Annotated in this window: 17 protein-coding genes; 4 read left to right on the top strand and 13 right to left on the bottom strand. The window is 64.1% G+C overall.

Translation table 11 applies throughout. The annotated features are described in order from the left end of the window. Nucleotides 1-58: 58 nt before the first annotated feature. From tagF to tssA, 13 genes are read right to left on the bottom strand one after another with little or no spacing between them, the layout of a single operon-like run. A complete protein-coding gene (tagF, locus tag AC07SZ_RS25075) occupies nt 59-601 on the bottom strand; it encodes a type VI secretion system-associated protein TagF (RefSeq protein ID WP_494916322.1) in 543 nt (180 codons plus the stop codon). Next, nucleotides 583-4119 carry a type VI secretion system membrane subunit TssM gene (gene tssM / locus AC07SZ_RS25070; RefSeq protein WP_494916320.1) on the bottom strand — a complete coding sequence of 1179 codons (3537 nt, stop codon included), beginning with the start codon at nt 4117-4119 and terminating at the stop codon, nt 583-585. Before tssM ends, tagF begins: the two co-directional genes overlap by 19 nt. A gap of 1 nt (nt 4120) precedes the next feature. Further along, nucleotides 4121-5443, bottom strand: a complete 1323-nt coding sequence (gene icmH, locus AC07SZ_RS25065) for a type IVB secretion system protein IcmH/DotU (protein ID WP_056565768.1) — start codon at nt 5441-5443, stop codon at nt 4121-4123. Nucleotides 5444-5447: 4 nt separating this feature from the next. Continuing rightward, nucleotides 5448-6782 (bottom strand): type VI secretion system baseplate subunit TssK, encoded by a 1335-nt coding sequence (tssK, locus tag AC07SZ_RS25060; RefSeq protein ID WP_494916319.1) that lies wholly within the window; start codon nt 6780-6782, stop codon nt 5448-5450. A gap of 39 nt (nt 6783-6821) precedes the next feature. Continuing rightward, nucleotides 6822-7274, bottom strand: a complete 453-nt coding sequence (gene tssJ / locus AC07SZ_RS25055) for a type VI secretion system lipoprotein TssJ (RefSeq protein WP_056564974.1) — start codon at nt 7272-7274, stop codon at nt 6822-6824. 3 nt (nt 7275-7277) lie between these two features. Next, nucleotides 7278-8744 (bottom strand): type VI secretion system-associated FHA domain protein TagH, encoded by a 1467-nt coding sequence (gene tagH, locus AC07SZ_RS25050; RefSeq protein WP_494916318.1) that lies wholly within the window; start codon nt 8742-8744, stop codon nt 7278-7280. Beyond that, nucleotides 8741-9844, bottom strand: a complete 1104-nt coding sequence (gene tssG / locus AC07SZ_RS25045; RefSeq protein WP_494916316.1) for a type VI secretion system baseplate subunit TssG — start codon at nt 9842-9844, stop codon at nt 8741-8743. Before tssG ends, tagH begins: the two co-directional genes overlap by 4 nt. Next, entirely contained in the window at nt 9808-11682 is a 1875-nt protein-coding gene (gene tssF / locus AC07SZ_RS25040; protein WP_056564970.1) for a type VI secretion system baseplate subunit TssF, read from the bottom strand. Before tssF ends, tssG begins: the two co-directional genes overlap by 37 nt. Nucleotide 11683: 1 nt before the next feature. Beyond that, nucleotides 11684-12439, bottom strand: coding sequence for a type VI secretion system baseplate subunit TssE (tssE, locus tag AC07SZ_RS25035; RefSeq protein WP_056564968.1), 756 nt, complete (start codon nt 12437-12439; stop codon nt 11684-11686). Then, complete coding sequence (locus AC07SZ_RS25030; RefSeq protein WP_056564966.1) at nt 12426-12881, bottom strand: Hcp family type VI secretion system effector; 456 nt, start codon at nt 12879-12881, stop codon at nt 12426-12428. Before AC07SZ_RS25030 ends, tssE begins: the two co-directional genes overlap by 14 nt. Nucleotides 12882-12929: 48 nt before the next feature. After that, nucleotides 12930-14435: a type VI secretion system contractile sheath large subunit gene (tssC, locus tag AC07SZ_RS25025; protein ID WP_056564964.1), complete on the bottom strand. Its 1506-nt coding sequence runs from the start codon at nt 14433-14435 to the stop codon at nt 12930-12932. A gap of 3 nt (nt 14436-14438) precedes the next feature. Beyond that, nucleotides 14439-14978 carry a type VI secretion system contractile sheath small subunit gene (gene tssB, locus AC07SZ_RS25020; protein WP_056564962.1) on the bottom strand — a complete coding sequence of 180 codons (540 nt, stop codon included), beginning with the start codon at nt 14976-14978 and terminating at the stop codon, nt 14439-14441. A 6-nt stretch (nt 14979-14984) separates the two neighbouring features. Continuing rightward, nucleotides 14985-16148 (bottom strand): type VI secretion system protein TssA, encoded by a 1164-nt coding sequence (gene tssA / locus AC07SZ_RS25015; protein WP_494916314.1) that lies wholly within the window; start codon nt 16146-16148, stop codon nt 14985-14987. 336 nt (nt 16149-16484) lie between these two features. Between tssA and tssH the strand changes: the two genes are divergently transcribed. The 4 genes from tssH (at nt 16485) to AC07SZ_RS24995 (ending at nt 22554) form a co-directional block, all read left to right on the top strand. Then, nucleotides 16485-19295 (top strand): type VI secretion system ATPase TssH, encoded by a 2811-nt coding sequence (gene tssH / locus AC07SZ_RS25010; RefSeq protein ID WP_494916313.1) that lies wholly within the window; start codon nt 16485-16487, stop codon nt 19293-19295. Nucleotides 19296-19546: 251 nt separating this feature from the next. After that, nucleotides 19547-20221: an N-acetylmuramoyl-L-alanine amidase gene (locus AC07SZ_RS25005; protein ID WP_056564955.1), complete on the top strand. Its 675-nt coding sequence runs from the start codon at nt 19547-19549 to the stop codon at nt 20219-20221. Nucleotides 20222-20602: 381 nt separating this feature from the next. After that, nucleotides 20603-22132: a peroxidase family protein gene (locus AC07SZ_RS25000; protein WP_162258873.1), complete on the top strand. Its 1530-nt coding sequence runs from the start codon at nt 20603-20605 to the stop codon at nt 22130-22132. Between the two features lie 17 nt (nt 22133-22149). After that, entirely contained in the window at nt 22150-22554 is a 405-nt protein-coding gene (locus AC07SZ_RS24995; RefSeq protein WP_056564951.1) for a hypothetical protein, read from the top strand. The last annotated feature ends 8 nt before the right edge of the window (nt 22555-22562 follow it).

Genomic DNA, 22562 nt, shown 5'->3' with positions numbered 1-22562 from the left:
CCGGGTGGCGGCATCCCGCCGCGCGTGGCAGCGCGATCCGCCCAAGGCGCCTCGTCCATCAGCTGGTCTCCCAGCTGGCGGCGAGGATTTGTTCCAGCGTCGTTTGCGGCGATTGCGGATCGATGTCGAAAATGTCCGAATTGGCCGTCCACATCACCATGTTGCTGATGATCTCGTCGCCCGGCTCGACGGCTGGCACCGGCAGTCCGGCCAGCGCGGCATCCAGTTGGTCCGGCGTCAATTCGCCGTTCTGGGCGGTGACGGCCGCCGCTTCGATGCCGGAAAACCACGCCTCGGCGGCAGCCAGCTGAATGGGCGCTTCGGCAAGCTGCGCAACGACGCTCAAAGGGAACTTCCTGCCCACCCTGTCGGCGCTTTGCACGATGATGCCCGCCGAGGCGCCGAAGGACGCCGGGCCAGCCAGAAAGCGCAGCGCGGTCGTGCTTGGCCAGGATTGCGAGCCGAACAGCGGAACGAGGTGCTGCGCCAGCCAGCGATCCCAGCCGCGAACAAACTCACCCGACAGCCGCCGCGTCACGAAATCGCCGGTTGCGGGCATTTTGCCGTAGAAGCCGGGCAGGATCATATCTGCGGCGGACATGAGAATTTCTTGAACATCTGCAGATTGTAGGGGTTCTCGACGCTGGCGGCCTTGAGCTCGAAATCGGCATACATGCCCTTCGTGCCCAGGCGCAGGCTGTAAACATCGGACAGCTGCGTGCCGGCGAAACGGCCGCTGCGCAGCATCCTCAGCCAAGCCCAGCTGCCGGTCTCATTGAGCATGATTTCAGGCGATCCGTCGATGGGCTGGAAGGCAAGCGAAATGACCCCTGTCCCATCCTTGCCGGGCCAGGTCATCGGTTGCGGCCGCGTTGCATTGTTGTAGTAGACGAGGGTCTGGCCGTCGAGATTGAGCGTGACGCGCGTGACGTTCGGAGACAGGTCCTTCGGTTCGAGCGTGAAGCTCATCACCGGTCCGGTGCCGCCTGGAAAAAGATCGTCGCGGATATGCCTGGCCTGCTCGAATGCCGCCAGCGCCGAGGGATCGAGGCCGAAATCGGCACGCCATTTCCACGGCTGGCTGGTCGTGTCGACATAGTTGATCAGATGGTCGTTGATGAAACCGTCGATCAGTCCGGCCGGCCCGAACAAGCGGGCGAAATCACGTACATTGACGTCCACCGCGCTGTCGGCGCTGAACGGATAGCGGTCGTTCAGCGCTGCCTGGCAGAAGGGCAGTATGTCCGCCCGCCAGATCGCGTTGAGCTCCGAGGTCACAGCCTTTTGCGTCAAATTGCTGGTGTCACCGGCAATCCCGCCGAGCCAGGCGTTGATAGGGTCGGGCAGGATCTGTGCCTGCCTGGCGACCGCACCCGTCAGTTCGGCAAGGCCGCCTTGCTTCTTGATGGCATCCTGCGGATTGGGGTTAGCGGTGACCGTCTGCAGGACGTTCGACAGCGCGGTCAGCGCGACGACCGCGGCATCCAGTGCAGGCGGCTGGCCGTCGACCTCGGCAATGGTGCTCTTCAGCGGCTTGAAATGTACCGCCACCAGATTGCCGGTCAGGTCCACCTCTGTGGCTGATCCGGCGCGGGGAAGCAGCTTAGCCCCCGATGTCGCCAGCTTGCCGAGCTTGCCAAGCTTGCCGAGCAGTTTCGAAGCGCCCTTGGCCGCTGCCTTGTCGTCGGCGGGCGCTTCGTCGGAGCGCGTCAGTTCGGTCTCCTGCACGACCGCCGTCAGCAGACGTTTCAGGGCTGAATCGGCACTCGACAGATCCTTCAGATTCTCACTGGCGACATTGAGATCGGTCAGTGGCGCGAGCCGCATGTCTCGCAGGAAGCTGTCCCATTGGGCGATGTAGTCGTCATAGTAGAGCTTCAGAATATCCTCGGACAGCGCCGAGACCGAGGTCTCGGAGTTTTCCGAACAGCCGCCGGCAAAAACCGCGCGATCGAGCGCCGCCTGGGCGGCGACATCGTCGATGCGGTCGAGAATGGCGTCGTGGAAACCGGCATAGGTGAATGCCCCCGCGATCCCGACGCGAAGTGTCTTGTCGGAACGCCGCGCAAACACCTTGCCGCCATTGGGGCCGGCGAAATTGGCCGGGATCCACTCCTTGAGACCGGCCACCTCCGGATCGGCCAGCAACTGCTTGTAGGCCCGCGCCGGCAACGAGATCGTGCAGACTGTTTTCAGCGCTTCGGCGACCAGCGCTTGGTCGGGCGCGACATAGCTTTCGTCGACCGCCATGCGGCGGATGGCGGCAAGCTGATGCTCTTCGGCGTCGGCGGTCGGAAACGGCGCGGCGGCCGCGAATTCCGGCAAGCTGTTCACCCACCAGTTCTGGGCGAAATCGGCATCCATCTGCGACAGGCCCGTCATCATGCGATAGGTCTTCAGCGCTCCCAGCATGAAATCCGGATCGCGGATCTGCCGCCACATGGTCGCCTCGAGCAGTGCGACCATGCGTGGCTCGAGAACATTGCGCAAGGCATGGTCGTATGTGTCGCTCTGCGCTCGCACCAGTTCGGCCGAGGCGGATGGACCCAGCAGATCCTGGGCGGCGCCCGGCGGTGCGGTCCGGGCATTCGCGACCGCGTCCATCGCTTCGAGTGCGCCGTCGAGGGCGGGCTGCTGCACCGATGCCGGGCTTGCGGCAGCCGAGGTCAGCGGCGCTTGCAACGATTCGAACTGGCTTGCCTGCGCCGTGATCGCGTTGCGGTTGTCGAAATAGGACCAGGTGAACAGACCGCCGGCCAGCAAGGCGCCGGCCGCGCACGCGGCCGCGGCGCCCCGCCAGATCCAGGCGCGGCGGCGTTGCGCCAGCGGGTCGAACGTGCCGAGGCCGGCTTCCTTGAAGATGACTTCGGTGAGCAGGTTCTTCAGGAAGAAGCTGCGTTTCTCCACCCTTGGCGCGGGCAGGGCGCGTCGTGGCGGCAGGCCGAAGGACGACGACAGCGCCGCGGTCAGCCGGTCGATGGGCGCCCCCTCCTGCGTTGCCGATGTCAGGTAGAGGCCACGCAGCCAGGCGGCCTCTTCATACCGGCTTTCGCCGAACATCGCTTCGACCAGCACCTGGATCGGTTCGGACAGGCTGGACAACTGGGCGGGAAACCTGAAGATCTCGGCGCGGGCGGCGAGTTTGTCTTCGTCCTCCAGGCGCGGTACCAGCCGCCGCTCGAGTTCCGTCGCCAGTATTGAAATTTCCCGCTCGATGGTCTTGGCATCGACGCGCGCATCCAGCGCGAAGGTCGTTCCCCATACCTGTTCGCGCGAAGCGGTGGACAGGCCGCCGAAGAAAGCCTCGAAACCCTTGATCAGATCGGCCTTGGTCAGCATCAGATAGACTGGAAGTCGGATTTCGAGCCGGTCGTTGAGTTCGGCCAGCCGGCGACGGATCTTGCGGCCGTGTGCCTTGATGGCTTCGTCGCCCTCTGAAAGCACGTCGATCGAAAGCGCGACGATCACGCCGTTGAGCGCGCGGCGGCCGCGATGTTTCTTCAGAAGGTCGAGGAAGCCCAGCCATTCCGCCGCGTCGACATCGGGCTGACTTTCCTGCTGGACATAGCGGCCGGCGGTGTCGATCAGAACCGCGTTCTCGGAAAAGAACCAGTCGCAGTTGCGCGTGCCGCCGACCCCTTGCAGGTCGTCGGTGAGGTCGATCGGAAAATTCAGTCCGGACTGCCGCAGGGCCGTGGTCTTGCCGGTGGCCGGCGGCCCGACGATCACGTACCACGGCATCTCGCGCAGGAACTTGCGTCCGCCGAGCTTGCGGCGCTTCAGTTCGGCCATCACCTCGGCGAATTTGGCACCAACGGCGGCGACGTTTTCCTCGCCGGGGCTGAGCGGCTTTTCCGCCACCGGCGCCGCGATCTCGGCGACGAACATGCGGTTGGCGCGGATCGCACGGCGCTGGGCGACGATCAGCCAGATCAGCCAGAAGATGACCAGCAGCGCGATGATGACGATACGCACATTTTCGGAAGTGAATGGTTCGTAAGGACCGACCCTGACGATCGGACCGAACACCCAGATGACCAGGGAAAGCAGCGTGATGCCGACCAGCGTCCACAGCCAGCGCGATGTCAGGACCGCCCAGAGGAAGCGCAGGATGAACATCTCACAGCCTCTTTTCGACGAGCACCTCGACGCGGCGGTTCAAGGCTCGCCCCTCGCGCGTGCTGTCGCTGGCCACTGGATCGGTCGCCGCGCGGCCCTCGGAATGAACGCGGTCCTGCGGCACCCCGTTCTGGACCAGCATGTCGGCGATCGTCTGGGCGCGGGCCTCCGACAGCCGCTGGTTGGTCGACAGCGGATTGGTCTTCTGCAGGGGAACGCCGTCCGTATGTCCGATCACCGTGATGTTCCCGATCAGCTCCCGATTGGCGAGGATGACCTTGGCGATCGAACCGATCAGCGGCTCGAAGCCTTCGGTCAGTTGTGGCCGCGACGACTGGAACAGTTCCGGGTTGGAGGCCTGGATGATCAGCTTGGCCAGCGAGACGCTCTCGGTGCCGCTCAGGGCGGACCTGAGGTCGGCCGGCGCCCCCGCCTGGAATTCCGGCAAGAGCGCGAAATCCACTTTCTCCGGTGGCGGAGCATCGACCTTGGGCGAGGTCCGGCTGATGTCACCGCGTTCAGGCGGCGGCAAGGTACGAACAAGCGCTGAAAGCTCGACCGCCTGGCTGCTCAGCCCCATCGACAGCCCGATATGGACGGCCGTGGCGACAACCGCCGCACCGAGCGTCATGACCCAGATCGGAACGATGAAGCGCTGCGGCTCGTCGGAGGCGATCACGCCCTTCCAGTTTGGCGACAGGGGCGCGCCCTCGGCGTCGGCGTCGCGCAGGAAGCGTGCCGCGGCCACGCGAACGGCGTTGAGCGAGCGGTCGCCCGACCGGCCGGGCACGCGATATTTGCCGCGGAAGCCGAGCGCCATGCAGTCATATTGCAGTTCCAGCAATTCGCGATCGCGGTTGGGATGGCGTTCCAGTTCGTCGAGACGCGTGAAGAACTGCGTGCCGGCATCGACATCGCCGCGCAGCATGACCACGAGCGGCTGCCGCGGCCAGGCGCTGGCCCCGCCCCACGGCGTGTTCAGGGCGAGATCGTCGAGCAACGCCGCCACCACCCAGGCTGCCTGGTCGGCCCGCTCCAGCGAGGACCCCGTAGCCATCGCCGTGTCGCGTGCCCGAACCAGTTCTTCGAGCAGACGGGTGCGCAGCGCTTCCGGGTTCTCCGGCGCCAGCGCGCTTTCAAGCTCGGGCGCGAATTCGAGCAAGGGCGCGAACGCGTTGACAAGCGCGTTCGGATGCGTGCGCGATCGCTTGACCGCCGTGCCCGGCAAGAGCGGCGCCATCGGCCGTGGCATCGGCGCGCCGGTCAGCCGTATGCGGGTTCGTTCGCGATCCTCCGACAGTCCGAAAGGATCATCGCGGCTCATCATCTCACCTGTTCACCGAATAGCAGTCCACCTGCGGCTCGCTTGGCAACACGCCCGAAACGCCGATGACGAAGCCGGGAGCATCGAGCAGCGACGCCCAGTGTTCGCTTTTCTGGTCCAGTTCAAGGCATAGCCGATCGCCGTCGTAAGGGATCTCGCGCGGCTGGGAGTGAAGCGGTTTCAGCGGAATGCCGGGCAGGCGCGATTTCCACAGGCCCTCGAATTGGTCGGCCGAACCGACAGTCGCCTGGTTGACGAAGATCTTGCGCAGCGCGTCTTCCGACAACTCTGAACCGACCCGGATGACGATGCGGCTGGCGACCAGCAGCTTCGGGTTGTCGATGCGGATTTTCCAGACATTGGTCGAATGCCGCATGACCGGCAGCGCCCGCGATTTCGGCTCGATGTAGCGCAGGCTGAGGATGAGCGAGCGCAGCGCATCCGCCAGCGCCATATAGGCGGGCCCGGGGGCCATGTGATCGTAAGCCGGCAATTCGCCCAGCCGCCGCGCGCTCGATCCGTAGGTCGCCATCGAACCGGCGAGGCCGGCAAGCTCCAGGTAAAGCTCGGCCGGATGGAAGACATCCTGCGCCAGCATGTGGGCCAGTCGCGGCCGCGCCGCATTGGCGAGGTTCAGCATCAGCAGGTCTTCGACGCTGCGCCCCGGTCCGCCCATGACCATCTTGCCATGCGCCTCGGCGATCTGGTCGAGGCCCGTGACGACTTCCAGCAGCAATTGGCGATACCAGGCCACCGCGCCGGTCACCAGTGTCGGCGGGAGGAAGGTCTCGTCCAGCGAGACGCCGCCATCGGCTCGAATCCCCTTGAGGTCGGCTATCGGCAAGGCCGTGTAACCACCGACCGACCTGCCGGGCGCCAGCAGCAGCGCCTGCGGCCGTGCGATTTCGATTTCTTCGGGGTCTGAACCGCCCTGGACGGCGTCGCGCACCGAAACGATCCGCCCATGATAGCGTGCTCCCGAAGCGGCCGCGTGTGCCGGATCGAAGCCGACACCGCCGGGAGGTTCCAGCGGCAAGGCGACCAGCACCGGTCCGGCGCCTGTGTCCGGGGTGACCGGCAACGGTCGCGGCGCATCCATCATGTCGGGAATGGAGAACGGCGTCCCGTCCGGGAAGATGCCCCGAGCGGAGAGGATCGAGACCTGGCCGGCTTCCAGCAATGCCTGGTCCAGCGTCAGCTGTTGAAAGCCGAACGTATGCAGTTGCCCGGCCTGCAACGCGCCGCGCACCGTCGCCTCGAAGAAACGATCCTGCTGCTGGAAATGCTGGGTCCGCAGGAAAAGGCCTTCGGACCACAGCACCCTGTTTGCATCGCTCATGCCGCTGCTCTCTGCATCGAGCTCTCCTTGCCCTGGCCGCTAGGCGGAAATACCGCCGCTGCCAAGCGTGACGTTGATTGTGAATTTGGATCCCGGGGACACCGACTTGGTCGTCCGCCAGTTCCTGCCTGTGGGCTCGCGGATCAGCGCAACGAAGCCCAGCGCCGTGGCATCGGGCTCGACGGTGATGGTTTTGGACGCGGATTTTCCCGGCCCGACGGCGATCTGGTCGGATCCGATAAGATCGCCTGCCAGCGCCGTACCGGCATCGCCCTGCAAGGCGAAATAGTCGGCGGAATTGAATTTGCCGGTGCCGCGCAGCCGCATCACGAGGACAGTCACTGGCCTGTCACCGCCGCCCGGTCCCGGGTTCATGCCGGCCCCGCCGGACACGTTGACGGTGATCACCGAAGGTTTTGGCGGGCCGCTCTGGCAAGCCGCAAGCAGCCCCGTTGCGCCAAGGGCAACGATAAATTCGCGTCGATCGATCATGTTTCACTCCTCCTCATATGCGTCCCGGAAATCAGCGCCGATTTCGCCAAGGAAGCTTTTCTCCGCGCTCTCGGCGATTTCACGATGGCGTTTCTGGTAGAGTTCCCACAGCTTGGCGCCGCGCCCGCCCGAAAGCAGGGTGCCGATCGCCGAATTCGATTTCAGCTCTTCCTCGATCGCCGCCGGGTCAAAGCGGTCGATCATCCGTCGCAAGGCGCCTTGCACGCCGCGCCAGGCGCGCACGTGATGCTGGGCGAGATCGCGAACCGCGTCGGCGATAGCCGCTTCGGCGGCGAGGAATCCGGGGCTGCGCTCGGCGATAAGCGTGACGATGGCGTCGTCGACCGTTGGCAGAAACTTGAGCGGATTGACCTCGGAAGCCCCGACCATGGTCTGGGCGACGCGGGCGTTTCCCTTTTCCTCGGCCCGCTTGCGCAGAAGCTGCATCAGGCCTTCCATCATCAGCCGGTATTCACGGCCGAATTTCTCCATTTCCGCGATGCTGTCGCGTCCGGGGAAATCGGCTTCCTCGACGCCCATGCCGCGCAGGAACGCGGAACGAAGCGCCATGCCTCCCGGCTGGGCCGCCGCCGGCAGGCGAGCGGGCGCGGCAGCGGCGCCCGCGCGCGCCGGAGACGGACCATCTGCCGCTTGCACGGGCAAATCCCAGGGATTGGCGGATCGCTGGACAACGCGCTCGCGCTGTCCGGCCGATCCGGCGCCGTTTGCCGACCCGGTTGCGGCGGCTGGCCCGAAACCAAAATCATCATTGAAATCGGACGGCTTTCCCCGAGCGAGCTGGGATCCGCGTCCGAGGGATGGCAAGGGCTCGAGGCTGAACGGGTCCGTTTGGTTCTCGTGGCCGCCGGGTTCGAGGTAAGGAGCGGCGTCTTTCGACACAGGCGTCGAAACCGGATCGAGGCTGAACGGGTCATCGAAAGCAGGCGAACTGCGCTGGCTGGACGCGGCACGCTCGAACGCGCCCGCAATCGGCTGCTCGAACGGGTTGGGCAGATCGGCCGGACGCGGCCGTCGCGGCTCTTCCTCGACCTTGGCGGAAAAGAAATCATCACGGCCGATGCTCACCGGCGCCCGCGATGCCGGCGGCAGGCGTTCCGGAATGGGCAAGCTGGCTGCTTGTGCCTGGGCGGTTGGCGTCTGCAAGTCGACATGGACGACGTAGTCGCCCAGTCTCAGCCGCATGCCGTTTTGAAGGCGCGTCGACTTGCCGGGGCCAAGCGGGCTGTCGGAATCGTTTATGAACAGTCCGCTGCTCGACGTGTCGGTGACGAAATACCCGTCCCGCCCGCCCGAAATCTTGCAATGAGCCCGGGAAACGAACATGTCGGGATCGTTTATCTGCCAGCCTGCGTCCGCGCTGCGGCCGATCACCAGCTCGCCCTCGTCCAGCCGGGTCTGCCGTACCGTCTGGGTGCGTGGCCCTTGCTCCAGCGTCAGCAGCAGGCTCATGCCGCGCCCTCCGCCATTTCCGGCCGCCATCCGACAATTGTCCGCAGCCGCAGATCGTCAGCATCCCCCCTTTCGGTGGGCCGCGCAAGCCAGGCGGTCCGGCCAAGCTGGACCGTTCCGATACAAGGCGGCGGCACGGCTTCACGCGCCAGCACGATGCGCAGGTCGACGTCGAGCGTTTCCCCAACCATGTCGCGAACCGCCTGCTTGAACAGTTTGAGGCGCGACCCTCCCGGCAGGAATGCCTTGAATTCCTCAAGCCCGAGAGGGCCGATGCGCAGTTCGATCCTGCTTTGGCGGTTGAAGACGCGCGGACCGATGGTCGCTCCCCGGCCGAGCCCCGCATAGGCTTTTGCGAGCCGGGTCTGGAGCCTCGTCGGGATGGTTATCCAGGCGGCGATGAATTCCTTGATTTGAACCGGTACCTTGAACGCTTCGGCCAGGAACAACGTGAGCCTTTCCGGTCCGTCGACCTGGTTGGCGAGCGCCGCGGCCTGGCGAAGCTTGACGGTGTCGAGATCAGGATTTTGGGTGCCGGGAAGCCCGATCCCCGCCATCGCCTCAAGCATGGCGCGAACGCGGCCACCCACCGCGCGCTCGACCTGGACAGCGGGATGCGCATCCGCCCAGGCCCGGTAGTAGAGGGCGATCATGCGGTGCTGAAGGATGTTGACGAAGTCCACGAATGTCGTGTCGCTGGTGTGCTGTGCGTCGGCGCCGGCGAACCAGCGCTGCGACAGGCGGTCGAGTACCCAGCGCGTCAGATGCAGCGGCATTGGGCCCTCGGGGCCCAACAGGCCGAGATTTGCAACCGTGACCCGTGCCGGCGCCTTGTCGTTGGCTTCGCGGAACTGAACCAGGTCCCGCGCGGAAAAGGCGAGCCGCACATGCTGGCCGAGCCTCGCGGGCTCGCGGTCGGGTCGTCCGGAATGGCCGAACAGACCGCTGCGCTGTTCAAGACGGCGCAGCAATTCGAAAAAGTCGAATGCTTCGGACAGACCTTCGGCCCGGTCCGGGCCAGTCTTGTCCAGCTCGGGTGTCTTGTCCGGTTCAGGTGTCTTGTCTAGATCAGGTAGCGATTGCCGGGCGTCATCGGCCATGGCACATCCTCCTGCTTCTGCAATAGCCGCGTGCGAGTTCGCACGAAGCCGTTTATTCCGGCATGACGGGCAAACAGCCGCGCCAGCAAGGCCGAAAGCAGCAAGGTGCTTTGCCCCGCCAGCACCGACTGATCGACATGCAGCGTCACTTCAGTGCCGCGCCCGAAGCACATCGGTCCATCGATCTGCAGCCGCTCGACCACCGACCGCGAGTCTATGCGCACGATCGAATGCACGTTGCGGGCAAGTCCGGGGTCGCCCCGGTCGGCATAGAGATCAAGCAGCGCGTGCAGCGGATCGACGCCGCGGCCTTCCCTGGCAAGGCTGAGAAAGTTGAGCGCCAGCTGCGCGACCAGCCGCCAGGCGAGATCGTCGGCGCGGGATTCACCATCGGCTCCGGCGGGAAGCGCCGCCGGGATGGCTGGCTGTGGCGGACGCAACGCACCAAGCAGCCGAACGGATTCGACCGGGTCACCGGCCTCGAGCGTCAAGGTCGGATTGTCGTCGAGGATCGGCAGGTCGCGATTGGTGCAAAGCGCCATGATGTCGAGACGCTTCAGCGGCCGGTTCGCGGGACTTGCGAGCGGCCGCGATACGGCCAGGAAAACGTCGTCCCCGGTGTATGATGTGCGGGTCAGGCCTTCGCGCCGTTCATCCTCCGTTGCTCGCCTAGGGCGTCGTTCCGTCGAATAGACCCAGCCACTGCCGCGGTTCTGCCCGAGGCTGAACAACTCCGGTATCTCGGCGTCGCTGCCTTCACTGTCGGCATCCTCGACGCGGATCACGCGATAAATCTCGAAGTCGCGCGCCCGTGTGCGGTCGGCGTGGATCACCTGCCGCGTCTTGCGCGCGTCGAGCTCTACGACATTGCACTCACGCTCGAACAGATTGATGATCGGCGTTGCGAAAAGTTCGAAATCCGCCGGCGTCAGGTCGGCGAGTTCGGGCACGGGGCGGCGGAACAGGAAGATGATCTCCAGGCCGGCCTCGCATTTGCGCACCACGGTCTGCAGCCCCTGGACCCGCACATAGTGAAAGCGCTCCGGCATGACGAAGTATTCGCGCAACAGGCGGTACCCTTCGAATGTCGGGCGGGTGCGCGGCATCAAGGCCTCGTCGTCGCTGATGCCGACCATTTCGGGTGCCGGCAAGGGCGACAGCCGGTTGGTCTTGCCTTCCGGCCGTGCGCCAACAGCCACGCAGGCGCCGAAGATCGCGTCGAACAGAAGCGGCGCCTTGGTGCGTCCGGCAAAATAGAGGTCAAGCTGGTCGAGCGCCAATTCGTCGAGTTTGCCTTTTCCCGTCCGCGTCAACCCCAGGCGCAGCGCCGCCGCGCCGCCGGTACCGCCGATCGGTCCTATGCCGGCCGCGGCCAGCGCGCTTCGATCCTGAGAATAGCTGACCGAAGTGATCGCTATCGGCCACAGCGTCATGTCCTGCGCGGTGGAGAAAGTGCAGCGCGTCGACAGTCCGGGTTGCAGGCTGGAGACCAGCCGCGTGTTGCGCTTGACGACGTGGCCGGCGGGCATGGTCTGCACCTGCTGGCCGGGTTTCAGCACGGCCATCGCCGTTGCCGGCGCCGGCGTGACCAGATCGGGATAGAGGACTTCGAGCACGCTGCGCGAAAATCGCGAACGCTCGGCGTCGACTTTCAGCCGGGTGCGCGCGGCGAGGAAGGCGACGCCGTCCAGCAGCCGTTCGACATAAGGATCCGGGCAGGGCACCGTATCGAGGGAAAGGTTGCGCGCCACCGCCGGATGCATGTCGGCAAATTCCGCCGCGAGGCCGCGGATATGGGTAAGTTCCTCCTCGTAATATTCGACGAAGACCCGATCCATCTCAGGCGTCCCTAATTTCGGTCCGCGCCAAGCCGTTGTCGAGATTGATCGTGGTGCGCAGGCGCATGCGTTCCGGTGTGGGCGTCATGATCAGCACGGCGTCTATCTCGATCTTCAGGCCCACGGTCTTGTCGCCCAGGGTGACGGTAACCTTCGTCGCGCTTTCCTTGAGGCGGGGCTCGAAGGTGGCGAGCACTAAGCGGATTTCGCGCGCCAGCACGTCGCGGTCAAAGTCGCGGGACGACCGGCCCGAGAAGGAGGGCACGCCGTAATTGACCACGCTTCGACGGACCTCCGGAAAATCGGCGAGCGACGGCGGATTGTCCGCCATTTGCTCGTTTTCCAGGTCGGAAAGCAACGGCGTGGCCTCGAAACGCTCGGTGTTGAACAGAGCCTCGATGTCGCGCCGCACTGCTTCCCTGAGGACGCGCGCCGATACCACCACGCCACGGCTTTCGATCTCGGCGCGGTGCTGGGTCTGGAAGGCCAGGCGATGCAGACGCCGCTTCTGGTCTGGCGTCAGCTCCGCATCGGCGTCGATGGTCCGCGCACTGCCGGCAACGAAGGCGTCGAGGCGGTCCGCGCCAAGCTCGTCCAGCAGGACATGGCGCAGCCCGTCTATCTCCGAGGTCAGGCCCGGCAGATCGTTGACAAGACGATCCCATAGCGATGGCTGGACGGCCTCGCTTTTTGCCCGCAAGCTGCCGGCTATCTGCTGCTTGCCCGCGCCGGGCCGCCGAACCTCACTTGCCGACATAGACATCCATTTCGGCTTCATCATTGCCGTCATAGACGAACTTGATCTTCTTGTAGGCGAAGCTGACCTCTTCCTGGATCAGGTCTTCCTCGTCCTCGGCCTGCGACATGTCGTATTCCATGATCGAGGCGTCGGTGAGCGTGACGACCAGGTAATCCTTGGTCTCGCCATCGATGGTCCGCCGTGCGGAGAACACCACTTCATCCAGCGCCTTGTTCTCGAACAACGCCTTTGCCAGGTATGGTGAGGACTTGTCGTAATGCTTGATGAACTTGATCATGCCCATCGACACGCGCCCGCGGCGTGAGAGCGAATTCGGGTCATAGGGCGCGACCATCTTGTAGTCGACGCCATGGATTTCGATTTCGTCCGAGTGGCCGTCGCGGGTGCTTGGGCCCTTGATATCGGGAACCTTCAGAAAACCATCAATCTTGACTGGCATTGTCTTTCTCCACCGCTTTCAAACAAAACAAGGTTTGGTTGCTGCAAATCAGGTCTTCACGGACGGCAGTTCCGATACCAGCCGCAGCGAGGCGTTGATGCCTTCCAGCTGGTAATGCGGGCGCAGGTAGAAGCGGGCGTTGTAGTAGCCCGGCCGCCCCTCCACGCTGTCCACCTGGACTTCCGCCGCCGCCAGCGGGCGCTTGGCGCGCGCCTTGTCGTCGGCGAAGGCAGGGTTGGCCAGCACGTAGCGGTTGATCCACTCGGTCAGCCAGATCTGCATGTCGGAGCGTTCCTTGAACGAGCCGACCTTGTCGCGCGCGATCGCCTTGAGGTAGTGCGCGAAGCGCGAGACCGGGAAGAGATAGGGCAGGTTGGCGCTCAGCCGTTCGTTCGACTGGGCATCGGGGTCGACTAGCCGGCCGGCGCGCGTTTCGTCGTCCTGCAGCGAATGGGCGCCGATGAAGGCCGCGAGATCGGTGTTCTTCCGGTGCAGGATCGGCATCAGGCCGAGCTTGGCCAGTTCGGCCTCGCGCCGGTCGTCGATGGCGACTTCGGTCGGACATTTCATCGCGATCGAGCCGTCGTCGGTCGGGAAGCTGTGCACCGGCAGGTTAAGCACTGTGCCGCCATTCTCAACGCCGCGGATCTGCGTGCCCCAGCCGAAAAGCTTGTGGCTGCGGTTGATGTTGACGCCCATCGGGAAGGCGGCGTTCATCCAGACATATTTGTTGTGATCGCCCTGCACCTCTTCCTCGAAGGTGAAGCCCTTCACCGGGACCGTATCGGTGCCATAGGGCAACCTGGCCAGGACGCGCGGCATGGTCAGGCCGATATAGCGTGCGTCCTCGCTCTCACGCAGCGACTGCCACGAGGCATAGGCCGGGTTGGAGACGATCTGCTGCAGGTCTTGCGGATTCGGCAGTTCCTGCCAGCTGTCCATGCGGAACAGGCGGGGCGAGGCGGCGGCGATAAACGGCGTGTGCGCCGAGGCGCAGATGCCGGAAATATTGCGCAGCAAGCCGACATCGCGCGGGTGGTTGGAGAATTCGTAGGCGCCGATCACACAGCCGATCGGCTCGCCGCCCAGCATCGAATACTCGTCCGTGTAGACCTTCTTGAAGATCGGGCTCTGGTCCCACATCTGGCCTTCATAGTCTTCGAGCGTGTCGGCCAGCTGTTCCTTGGAGATGTTCATCACCCGGATCTTCAGCTTCTGGTCGGTCTCGGTGTTGTTGACGAGATACCAGAGGCCTCGCCATGTGCCCTCCATCTCGCGCACTTCCGGCGCGTGCAGGATCTCGTTGACCTGTGTCGTCAGCATCTTGTCGATGCCCGCGATCAGCGACTTGATCGACTTGATCGCATTGGACGAGATGGTCGTGGTGTCGGAACGCGATTGCGCCGCGAGCGCGAGATTGCGCACGAGTTGCTGCAGCTTCTCGCTGTCGTCCTTCTTGACCTTGAAATCCTTCTCGAGGAGCCCGCTGAATTCGTCGAGGTTTATGGCTTCGGCATCAGCGGTGACGGCGGCGGTCTTTTGCTGTTCGGCCATGGTTTACTCCCCTGCCTTGTCGTCGTCGGCCAGTGCCTGGCTGGCGATCTTGCCAAGCAGCGGCTCGTTGTTCAGAAGCTGCGCGATGCGTTTTTCGGCGTCGACGCGGCCGTCCATGAAGCCAAGCAACTCTTCGAGCTGGCGGCGCATCTTCAGGATCTCGGCCAGTTGCGGCACCTGTTCGGCAATTTTGTCGGGGGCGAAATCACCCATCTTGGTGAAGGTGAGATCGAGCGCCAGTTCCTCGTCGCGCTCCTGGCCTTCGGCCTGCGGCAGCGTGTTCTTCACCCGGGCTTTGACGCGCGGCCCGAGCGCTTCCATGAATTTGGGGAAGCGGTTCGCGTCGGTCTCGACGAAGGATCGGTCGAGCACCGATTTCGATGCTTCCCTGGTCTGCGAAGCGCCGGAAAGGTCGGCCATCACGGCCATCACAAACGGCAATTCGATCGTCGTCGGGCTGCCGTAGGTTTCCACGTCGTAGGCGATCTGCACCCGCGGCGCGCGATTTCGTTCGATGACCTTCGCTTTGCTTTCGGCTGGCATGTGCTGTTACCTTTCATCCTTCTGAGCCGTCTTCTTGACATCGGGAACGCCGGCAAGGAGCCGGAATTCCTTCAGCCCAGACGGGGCGAGATCTTCCATCAGTTCAACGAAATCCATGTGCACCATCCGGCGCACGCGCCGCGCCAGATGCGGTATGGGGCTCGACGGTTCGGTGCGGTCATAGAAGGCGACGACCAAGTCCAGGCATTTGACCACGTCGTCGCGAGAGGAGATCCGGTCGGGAAGCCCCGTGCTCGAGTCCGCGTAGCTTGCCGCACTTGCCATAGTCTCGGCTCCATGACCGTTTCGAGCAGGTGTTACCGGTTCAGCCGGCTTGGCCACGCCATTCGCCACGGCGCCGGCTGCCGAATTCCGTTCGAGGGTCGTCAGCAAACGCTGAAGGAACCGTTTTAATTCCGGAACGGGAGCGCCGCCGCCTTCGAGACGGGCGTTCAGCGCCGTTTCGACCGCGTCGAGGGCCGCGATCGCCGCCCGGGCGTCGGCGACGAGCGAGACCATCTCCGCACCGGCCTGATCGATCTGTGCCGCGCATCCGGCGCGCACCCGGTTCAACAATTGCCCGTGTGCGCTGACCAGTGCGGCCTTTTCCGCGGTGTTCAATCCCGACGCGGCTTCCTGGAGCATGACGCGGTCGTCGAGCGCGCTTTGTTCCAGGTCGCGTCCGCTGACCGGCCCGATCGAGCGTGGCGTAAAGAAAATCATTTGCCTCAGGTTCGCCAACAACCCGCCCTGACTGTTCTGGAGGTCGAGCAGCGCGTTGATACGGCGCAAGGCGGCATCGCGAGGCGAAGCGTTGGGCCGCAGTACCGGATGCATGGTTTCCCAATGCTGGTCGAAGGTCTGCGCAATAAGCGTCAGCCCCTGCGCGAGCCCGGCCAGTCCTTCTTCATTGGCCAGCGCGCGGGTGACGATGACCAGCAGCCGCAGGTCGCGGCCATGCGCACGCAATTCCCCCGCCTTCGCCAGCACGGCGGACCAGTCGACCGGAATGGTGCTTTGCGACGTGGGCTTGTTGTTGCCGTCGTGGACGACTTTGATCTCGGGTTCGGTCAGGCGCTCCAGCTCGTGAAAAGCCGGGTCGTTGCGCAAGTCTTCCCCTGACGGATTTTCACCGTCGAGCGGACTAAGCCAGAGTGCGACATCAATCACACAAACCCCCAGCGACCAGCCTCAAGCCATATGTGACGCAACGTTATCACACGGTTGCACTTTACCACAATTCAACGAGCGCTCAAAAATTAACAGAAGCTAAACGCGATCGCCTCACGAGCGCTGAAATCCACGGCGCGGTTGCCTTGGCAGCATACGAACCGCGTTGCGGAGGGGCGTCCAGTGCCGTGGCTTTTTGCAGTCAAGGGTGCGGGACTTTCCACAAATGGAAAGGAGCCGGCTAAACCGGGCATCGGGACATCGTCCATGACGCTCTTTGTCAAGTGACGTCTTATGTGGCAGTTTATCGGCTGGCAGACTGCAGGAGCACGTTCGATGGAACAGCGCCGGTCATCGCAGACTTTCAAACGCAAGGAACTGGTCGGCAAGCTCAATCCTGTCGGTGTCCGCGCCTTCAAGGCTGCCGCCGATGCCGCCAAACTGCGCGGTAATCCCTATGTCGAACTGGTCCATTTCATCGAGCAACTGGTGCTTTCCGACCGCTCGGATGTGCAGATGATCATCGCCGATGCGGGCGTGGATGCGAGCCGGCTCACGGCCGACATGACCCGCGCCGTCGACAAGCTGCCTTATGGCGCGACCTCGATCGAGGAATTCTCCGACCACATCTTTCATGCCATCCAGGAGGCCTGGAACCTGGCAACGCTCGAGTTCGGCGTCGAGGAAGTCCGCGGCGCACATATTCTGCTTGCCTGCCTGAGGACGCCGGTGCTGGAAGGCCTGCTGTCGAAGATCAGCGGCGAGTTCGACAAGATCGACGCCGACGCGGTCATTGCGCGGTTCGCCGACGTCGTGGAAGGTTCGCTCGAAGCCGGCGCCTCGACCCCGGTCTCCGCCCCTGAAGCGCCGCGGCGGGGGCCAGGCGGGGATTCGGCGCTGGCGAAATACGCCACCGACCTGACCCAGCGCGCCCGCGACGGCAAGATCGACCCGGTCGTCGGCCGCGATCCGGAAATCCGGCAGATCGTCGATATCCTGATGCGGCGCCGGCAGAACAACCCGATCCTGACCGGCGAGGCCGGTGTCGGCAAGACCGCGGTGGTCGAGGGCTTTGCCTTGCGTGTCGCCGCGGACGACGTGCCGCCCACACTGCAAGGCGTCAGCGTGCGCATGCTCGACGTCGGATTGATGCAGGCGGGCGCCAGCGTGAAGGGCGAATTTGAAAAACGGCTGAAGGCGGTCATCGACGAGGTTCAGTCGTCCGAGACGCCGGTCATCCTGTTCATCGACGAGGCGCACACGCTGATCGGCGCCGGCGGCGCGGCTGGAACAGGCGACGCGGCCAATCTCTTGAAGCCGGCGCTGGCGCGCGGTGAACTTCGCACGATCGCGGCGACGACCTGGGCCGAATACAAGCAGCACATCGAGAAAGACCCTGCGCTGACCCGCCGTTTCCAGGTGGTCAAGATCGACGAACCGTCGGAGGCGGTGGCCGTGCTGATGTTGCGCGGTGTGGCCGGCGTTCTGGAGAAGCATCACGAGGTGCAGATACTCGATGAGGCGATCGAGGCGGCGGTCGGCCTGTCGCATCGCTACATCCCGGCGCGGCAACTGCCGGACAAGGCGGTGAGCCTGCTCGACACCGCTTGTGCCCGTGTCGCCATATCGCAGCACGCGACGCCGGCCGAGGTCGAGGACATCATTCGCCGCCGCCAGGCGCTGGAGGTCGAGCGCGGCATCATCGGTCGCGAGGCTGCGATCGGCATCGAGGTGGCGGAGCGGCAGGCGCGGGTTGAAGCCGGGTTAGCCGAAACCGAGACCACGCTGGCTGCCGCCGAGGGGCGCTGGGAGCGTGAAAAGGCGCTGGTCGCCGAGATACTCGAATTGCGCGCGCGGCTGCGCGGTGAGGGCGTGCCGCTCGATGCGGAGGCGACCGCTGAGGCCGACACTGAAACGGCAGTGACGGACGCGGAAAAGACCAAGGTGCCCAAGACTGAGCCGCCCAAGACGGAAACGGCGAAGGCGGAAACGACGAAGACCAAGGCGGCCAAAGCCAGGGCCGAGGCGCCGGCGGCTGCCGATCCGGCGCCGTCGGATCCGGCGGCCGACCTTGCTCGGTTGCGCGAGCTGATGGCCGAACTGGCCACGGCGCAAGGCGAGACACCGCTGATCCTGCCCTCGGTTGACCGCAATGCCGTGGCCGCCGTGGTCCAGGACTGGACGGGAATCCCGACTGGACGGATGTTGTCGAGCCAGACCGAAAAGGCGCTCAAGCTCGCCACCACGCTCTCGGAGCGGGTCGTCGGCCAGGATCACGCCATGGAGATGATCGCCAGGCGCGTACAGACCAGCCGCGCCGGGCTCGGTGCACCGGAAAAGCCGGTCGGCGTGTTCCTGCTCTGCGGCCCCTCGGGCGTCGGCAAGACTGAAACCGCGCTGGCGCTGGCCGAAACCCTCTATGGCGGCGAACAGAACCTGATCTCGATCAACATGTCCGAGTTCCAGGAGGCGCATACGGTGTCCACCTTGAAAGGTGCGCCGCCCGGCTATGTCGGTTACGGCAAGGGCGGCATCCTGACCGAGGCCGTGCGCAGAAAACCCTATTCGGTGATCCTGCTCGACGAGGTCGAGAAGGCGCATCCCGACGTCCACGAGATATTCTTTCAGGTTTTCGACAAGGGCATGATGGACGACAGCGAGGGGCGACGGATCGATTTCAAGAACACGCTGATCCTGCTTACCTCCAATGTCGGCTCGGAGGTCATCATGGAGCGGACCGGGAACGGCACTATACGGGCCGGACTTGACGATCTGGACATCGCCTTGCGCAGCCCGCTGCTGAAGGTCTTCCCGGCTGCCTTCCTCGGCCGGGTGGTGACCATTCCCTATTACCCGCTCTCGGACGGGATGATCGAAGCCATCACCCGTCACCAGTTTGCCAAGATCGCTCGCCGGCTGCGCACGACCAACGATGCGGAACTGGTAATCGGCGACGGTGTCATGGATCTGGTCAAGGCCCGCTGCACCGAGATCGAATCCGGCGGACGGATGATCGATGCCATCCTGACCAACACGCTGCTGCCGGAACTGAGCCGGGGCGTGCTCGACCGGTCGCTCGCGGGCGAGAAAATGTCAAAGGTCACCGTTGGCGCCTCCAAGGAAGGTTTCACCTATTCCTTCGAGTAGCTCGGGCGAATGCCGGTCAAGCAAGGATTGCCACGGTGGCGCAGCCGCTTCGAGTATAGCGTATCCGCGGCGATCATACTCCCAGAACGTGCTGGATTCTATCGAGAATCGGATTGATCAGGCGCTGCTGGCCGATGGACCATCTCTTGATGGCCAGTGATGCCTCCGAGGCGGCGGAACATGGTTCACGCTGGTTTCACGCCAACGTTGCGATACCGGGGCGTCAAACGCGAGCTTTGCAGGAGCAAGCAATGCCGGATCCGAAGACGTACCTGTTCGATTTGCCGGCCGCGGGCAGGCCGGCACCATTTGCGATCCCGGAGGTGCTCTATCCCGGCGTCCAAGATTACTGGGCGGGCTCGACGTCCTTGCGGCGTTTCGATCCGATCCTCGGCATCGAGGCGGTTGTCATTCATGCGACTGCCGGCGGCAGCTCGGCCGGGGCGATGTCGGTGATGCAGGCCGGCACCGCCAGTTTTCACTGGCTGGTTCCCGATGAGAACGAAAGCCAGCACGGAAACATTGTCTGGGCGTGTGCGCCGGAATCGCGGGCGGCCTGGCATGTAGGAAACGACAAGAGCCATCCGCGGGTCAATGGCGGCGCCAAGCGCGTCAATCACTGGAGCCTTGGCATTGAAGTCGTCAACAGCCAGGTCGCGGCCCCATTCTCGAGCTGGCAGGTCGAAGTGACGGCGAGGATTGTGCGCTATTGCTGGGCGAAATACCCGAACCTCAAGACCATCGTTTCGCATGCCGCGCTCGATCCGGCCCGCCGGCCCGATCCAGGCATGAGCTTCGACTGGAACCGTTTTCGCCAGCTCGTCATATCGCCTCCCGGCACGGAATCCGTGTCGTCGATGATTGGCGGCGTGACCCCGATGGGCAAACTTGCGCCAACTGATGTCCGGACCTGTTGCACCGGGTGATCGGCAGGCTTCAACCATGCATCTCAAGTCGGCCGGGGGGTCGGCGGCGGGACGGATTTTGGGCCTCCCAACATAATCCGTCCCGCCCTCGGACTGGGCCGTTCGGCCGGGGGCGCAAGATATGGCCGGCTGGCATCGCCGAGCGCGTGCGAATGGAATAGTCTTTGACGAAAAGAGGTGGTGATGAGACACGGCGAGTATGCGGCATATGAAACCCTGGTAAATCACCGCCGCGCGCTCAACGCGATGGCGAGGACTGCTGGAGGTCAAACCGTCGAAGCGGCAGGTGCGGACGCGGGCGACGCTCTTCGGCGCCGGCTCCTGTTTCCCGATCTCGCCGAAAAGCCGATAAGCCTCATGCCGGCTGGAGAAGATGGCTCCATGACGGAGAGAACCCAGGCGGCGCTCACCGACATCTCGAACTCCATGCTCGGTCCCATCGATTCCCCCGACCTCAGCGACAATCCCGCTGCCTATACCTATTTCGGCCAGTTCGCTTTTCACGACATCGTCTTTAGCCGCATATTTGGCATGCCGGGCGATCATGCCGGGCGCACCTTGAGGAACGCCGTCTCGGGCAGTCTCGATCTGTCGGGCCTTTATGGACGAGGCCTGGTTGTGGACTCGCATCTCTATGACTCCGCATCGGAAAGCGACACCACCCTGTGTCGATTCCCGATCGGCCTGCCCGGGGTCAGCGACAAGCAGGTCAAACTTCCCGTCGATGGTGCGGTCGAAAGGGCGCGAGACGTCCCGCGCGTCGACGCCTCCAGCGGTTTTCTGAGCGTGTGCGGACGAAAGGCGCCTTACCGTCCGCTGATCGGCGACCCCAGGAACGACGACAATCTCATTCTCTCGCAGCTGCAATGCTCGTTGATGCTGGTGCACAACCGTCTCGTCGATTTGCTGATGGCGCGACGCGCTGTACCGCCGCAGACCGCCTTCGACCAAGCGCGGCTTTACCTGACCGGTGTCTATCGCCGCGTCGTCGTCGACGACTATCTCAGGCGAATTCTGGCCCCGGCGGTCTGGGCGCACTTCTTCGATGGCGAGGAGTTTCGCGGACCCGGCGTCGCATCGCTGAGGCCGCTGGCGGACTTGCCGATCGAATTCACATTTGGCGCCTCGCGGTTTGCGCATTCGATGGTCCGCGACCGCTATGCCCTCAACAAGGCATTCGAAGAGGAAGCCGGCACCTTGCGCGAGATCCTGGCATTTTCGAGCCAGCGCCCGAATGGTGACGTTCCGGTCCGCGTGAATTGGGCCGTCGACTGGAGCCGTTTCATCGAGTCGGACGATGCGAAGGCGCTGAAGGCACGCCGTATCAGCCCGTTTCTCAACTACGAGATGGCGGTGGTTCAGCACGCCGCCGACTTCGACGGGGCCCCTCGGTCCATCGCCTTCATGGATTGCTGGCGCTGTTACGATCTAGGCATCGCATCAGGCCAGACGATTGCCGGCGCCGTCGCTGCTGCGCTTTCCGCGGATGTGCCTGTACTTTCCGGCGCTGCCATGCTGCCCACGCAAAGCTGCAGGAAGCGTTACAGCTTCCAGGCTGGCGCGCTTGAGAAGACGCTGCTGGCCCATCCGCAGTTCCTGACCGAGACCCCTCTGTCCTATTACATCATGCAGGAAGCCGCCGTGCTCGGCGATGACGGCAACCGGCTGGGACCGACCGGCTCGTTCATCGTCGCGGCCACCGTCGCCGCCGCACTGTTCAATGCCGGAGACAGCGAAATCCAGATGCCGCTGTCCCTGTCATCGGCCGAACCCGGCAATCTGGCGGGGCTCTTGGGGTTGGCCGACGACAGGCTGGTTTCAGACGACCAGCTCTACGAATACTTCCAGCGGTACGCTAACCTGGACATGCCGGGGCGGGCCTATCGAAGAACCGGCAACGTCGCAACCTGAAGAAATGGAGAGGGGTCATGGCCAAATTCGAGAATGTGCAGTTCGAAGCGTTGGGAGCCTTTATTCGAGAAGCCATAAAGGATCCCGCCACCATGGAGATATTCAGGAAAGGCACGCAGGACGAGAAGAAAGACCTGCTCAGAGGGTTCATGAACCCGCGCGGCAAGACCTGGGACGAGATCGAGATCATCGCGCATTTCGATGAAGAAAACGTCGTCAACATTGCCTTTCCTTTCACCGGGGACGTCGAGGAGACCGTGCGGACGATCGCGCCCGAGGTCGGCCCCGGAGAGGATTATCCTTTCCCGGCCCACTACAAATTCGATCCCAACGCAGGCGCGACGGTCGAGGAGAAGAAGGCAAACCGGCTCCGGGGCTACCGTTGCCGGCTTGGCGACTATGTCATGTCGCGCTGCAGATAGGATGCGCC

It is taken from the genome of Mesorhizobium sp. GW821-FHT07A06 (genome assembly GCF_059419085.1).
Note: the sequence above shows the minus strand (reverse complement) of the source record. Positions and strands in the feature narration are given on the sequence as shown.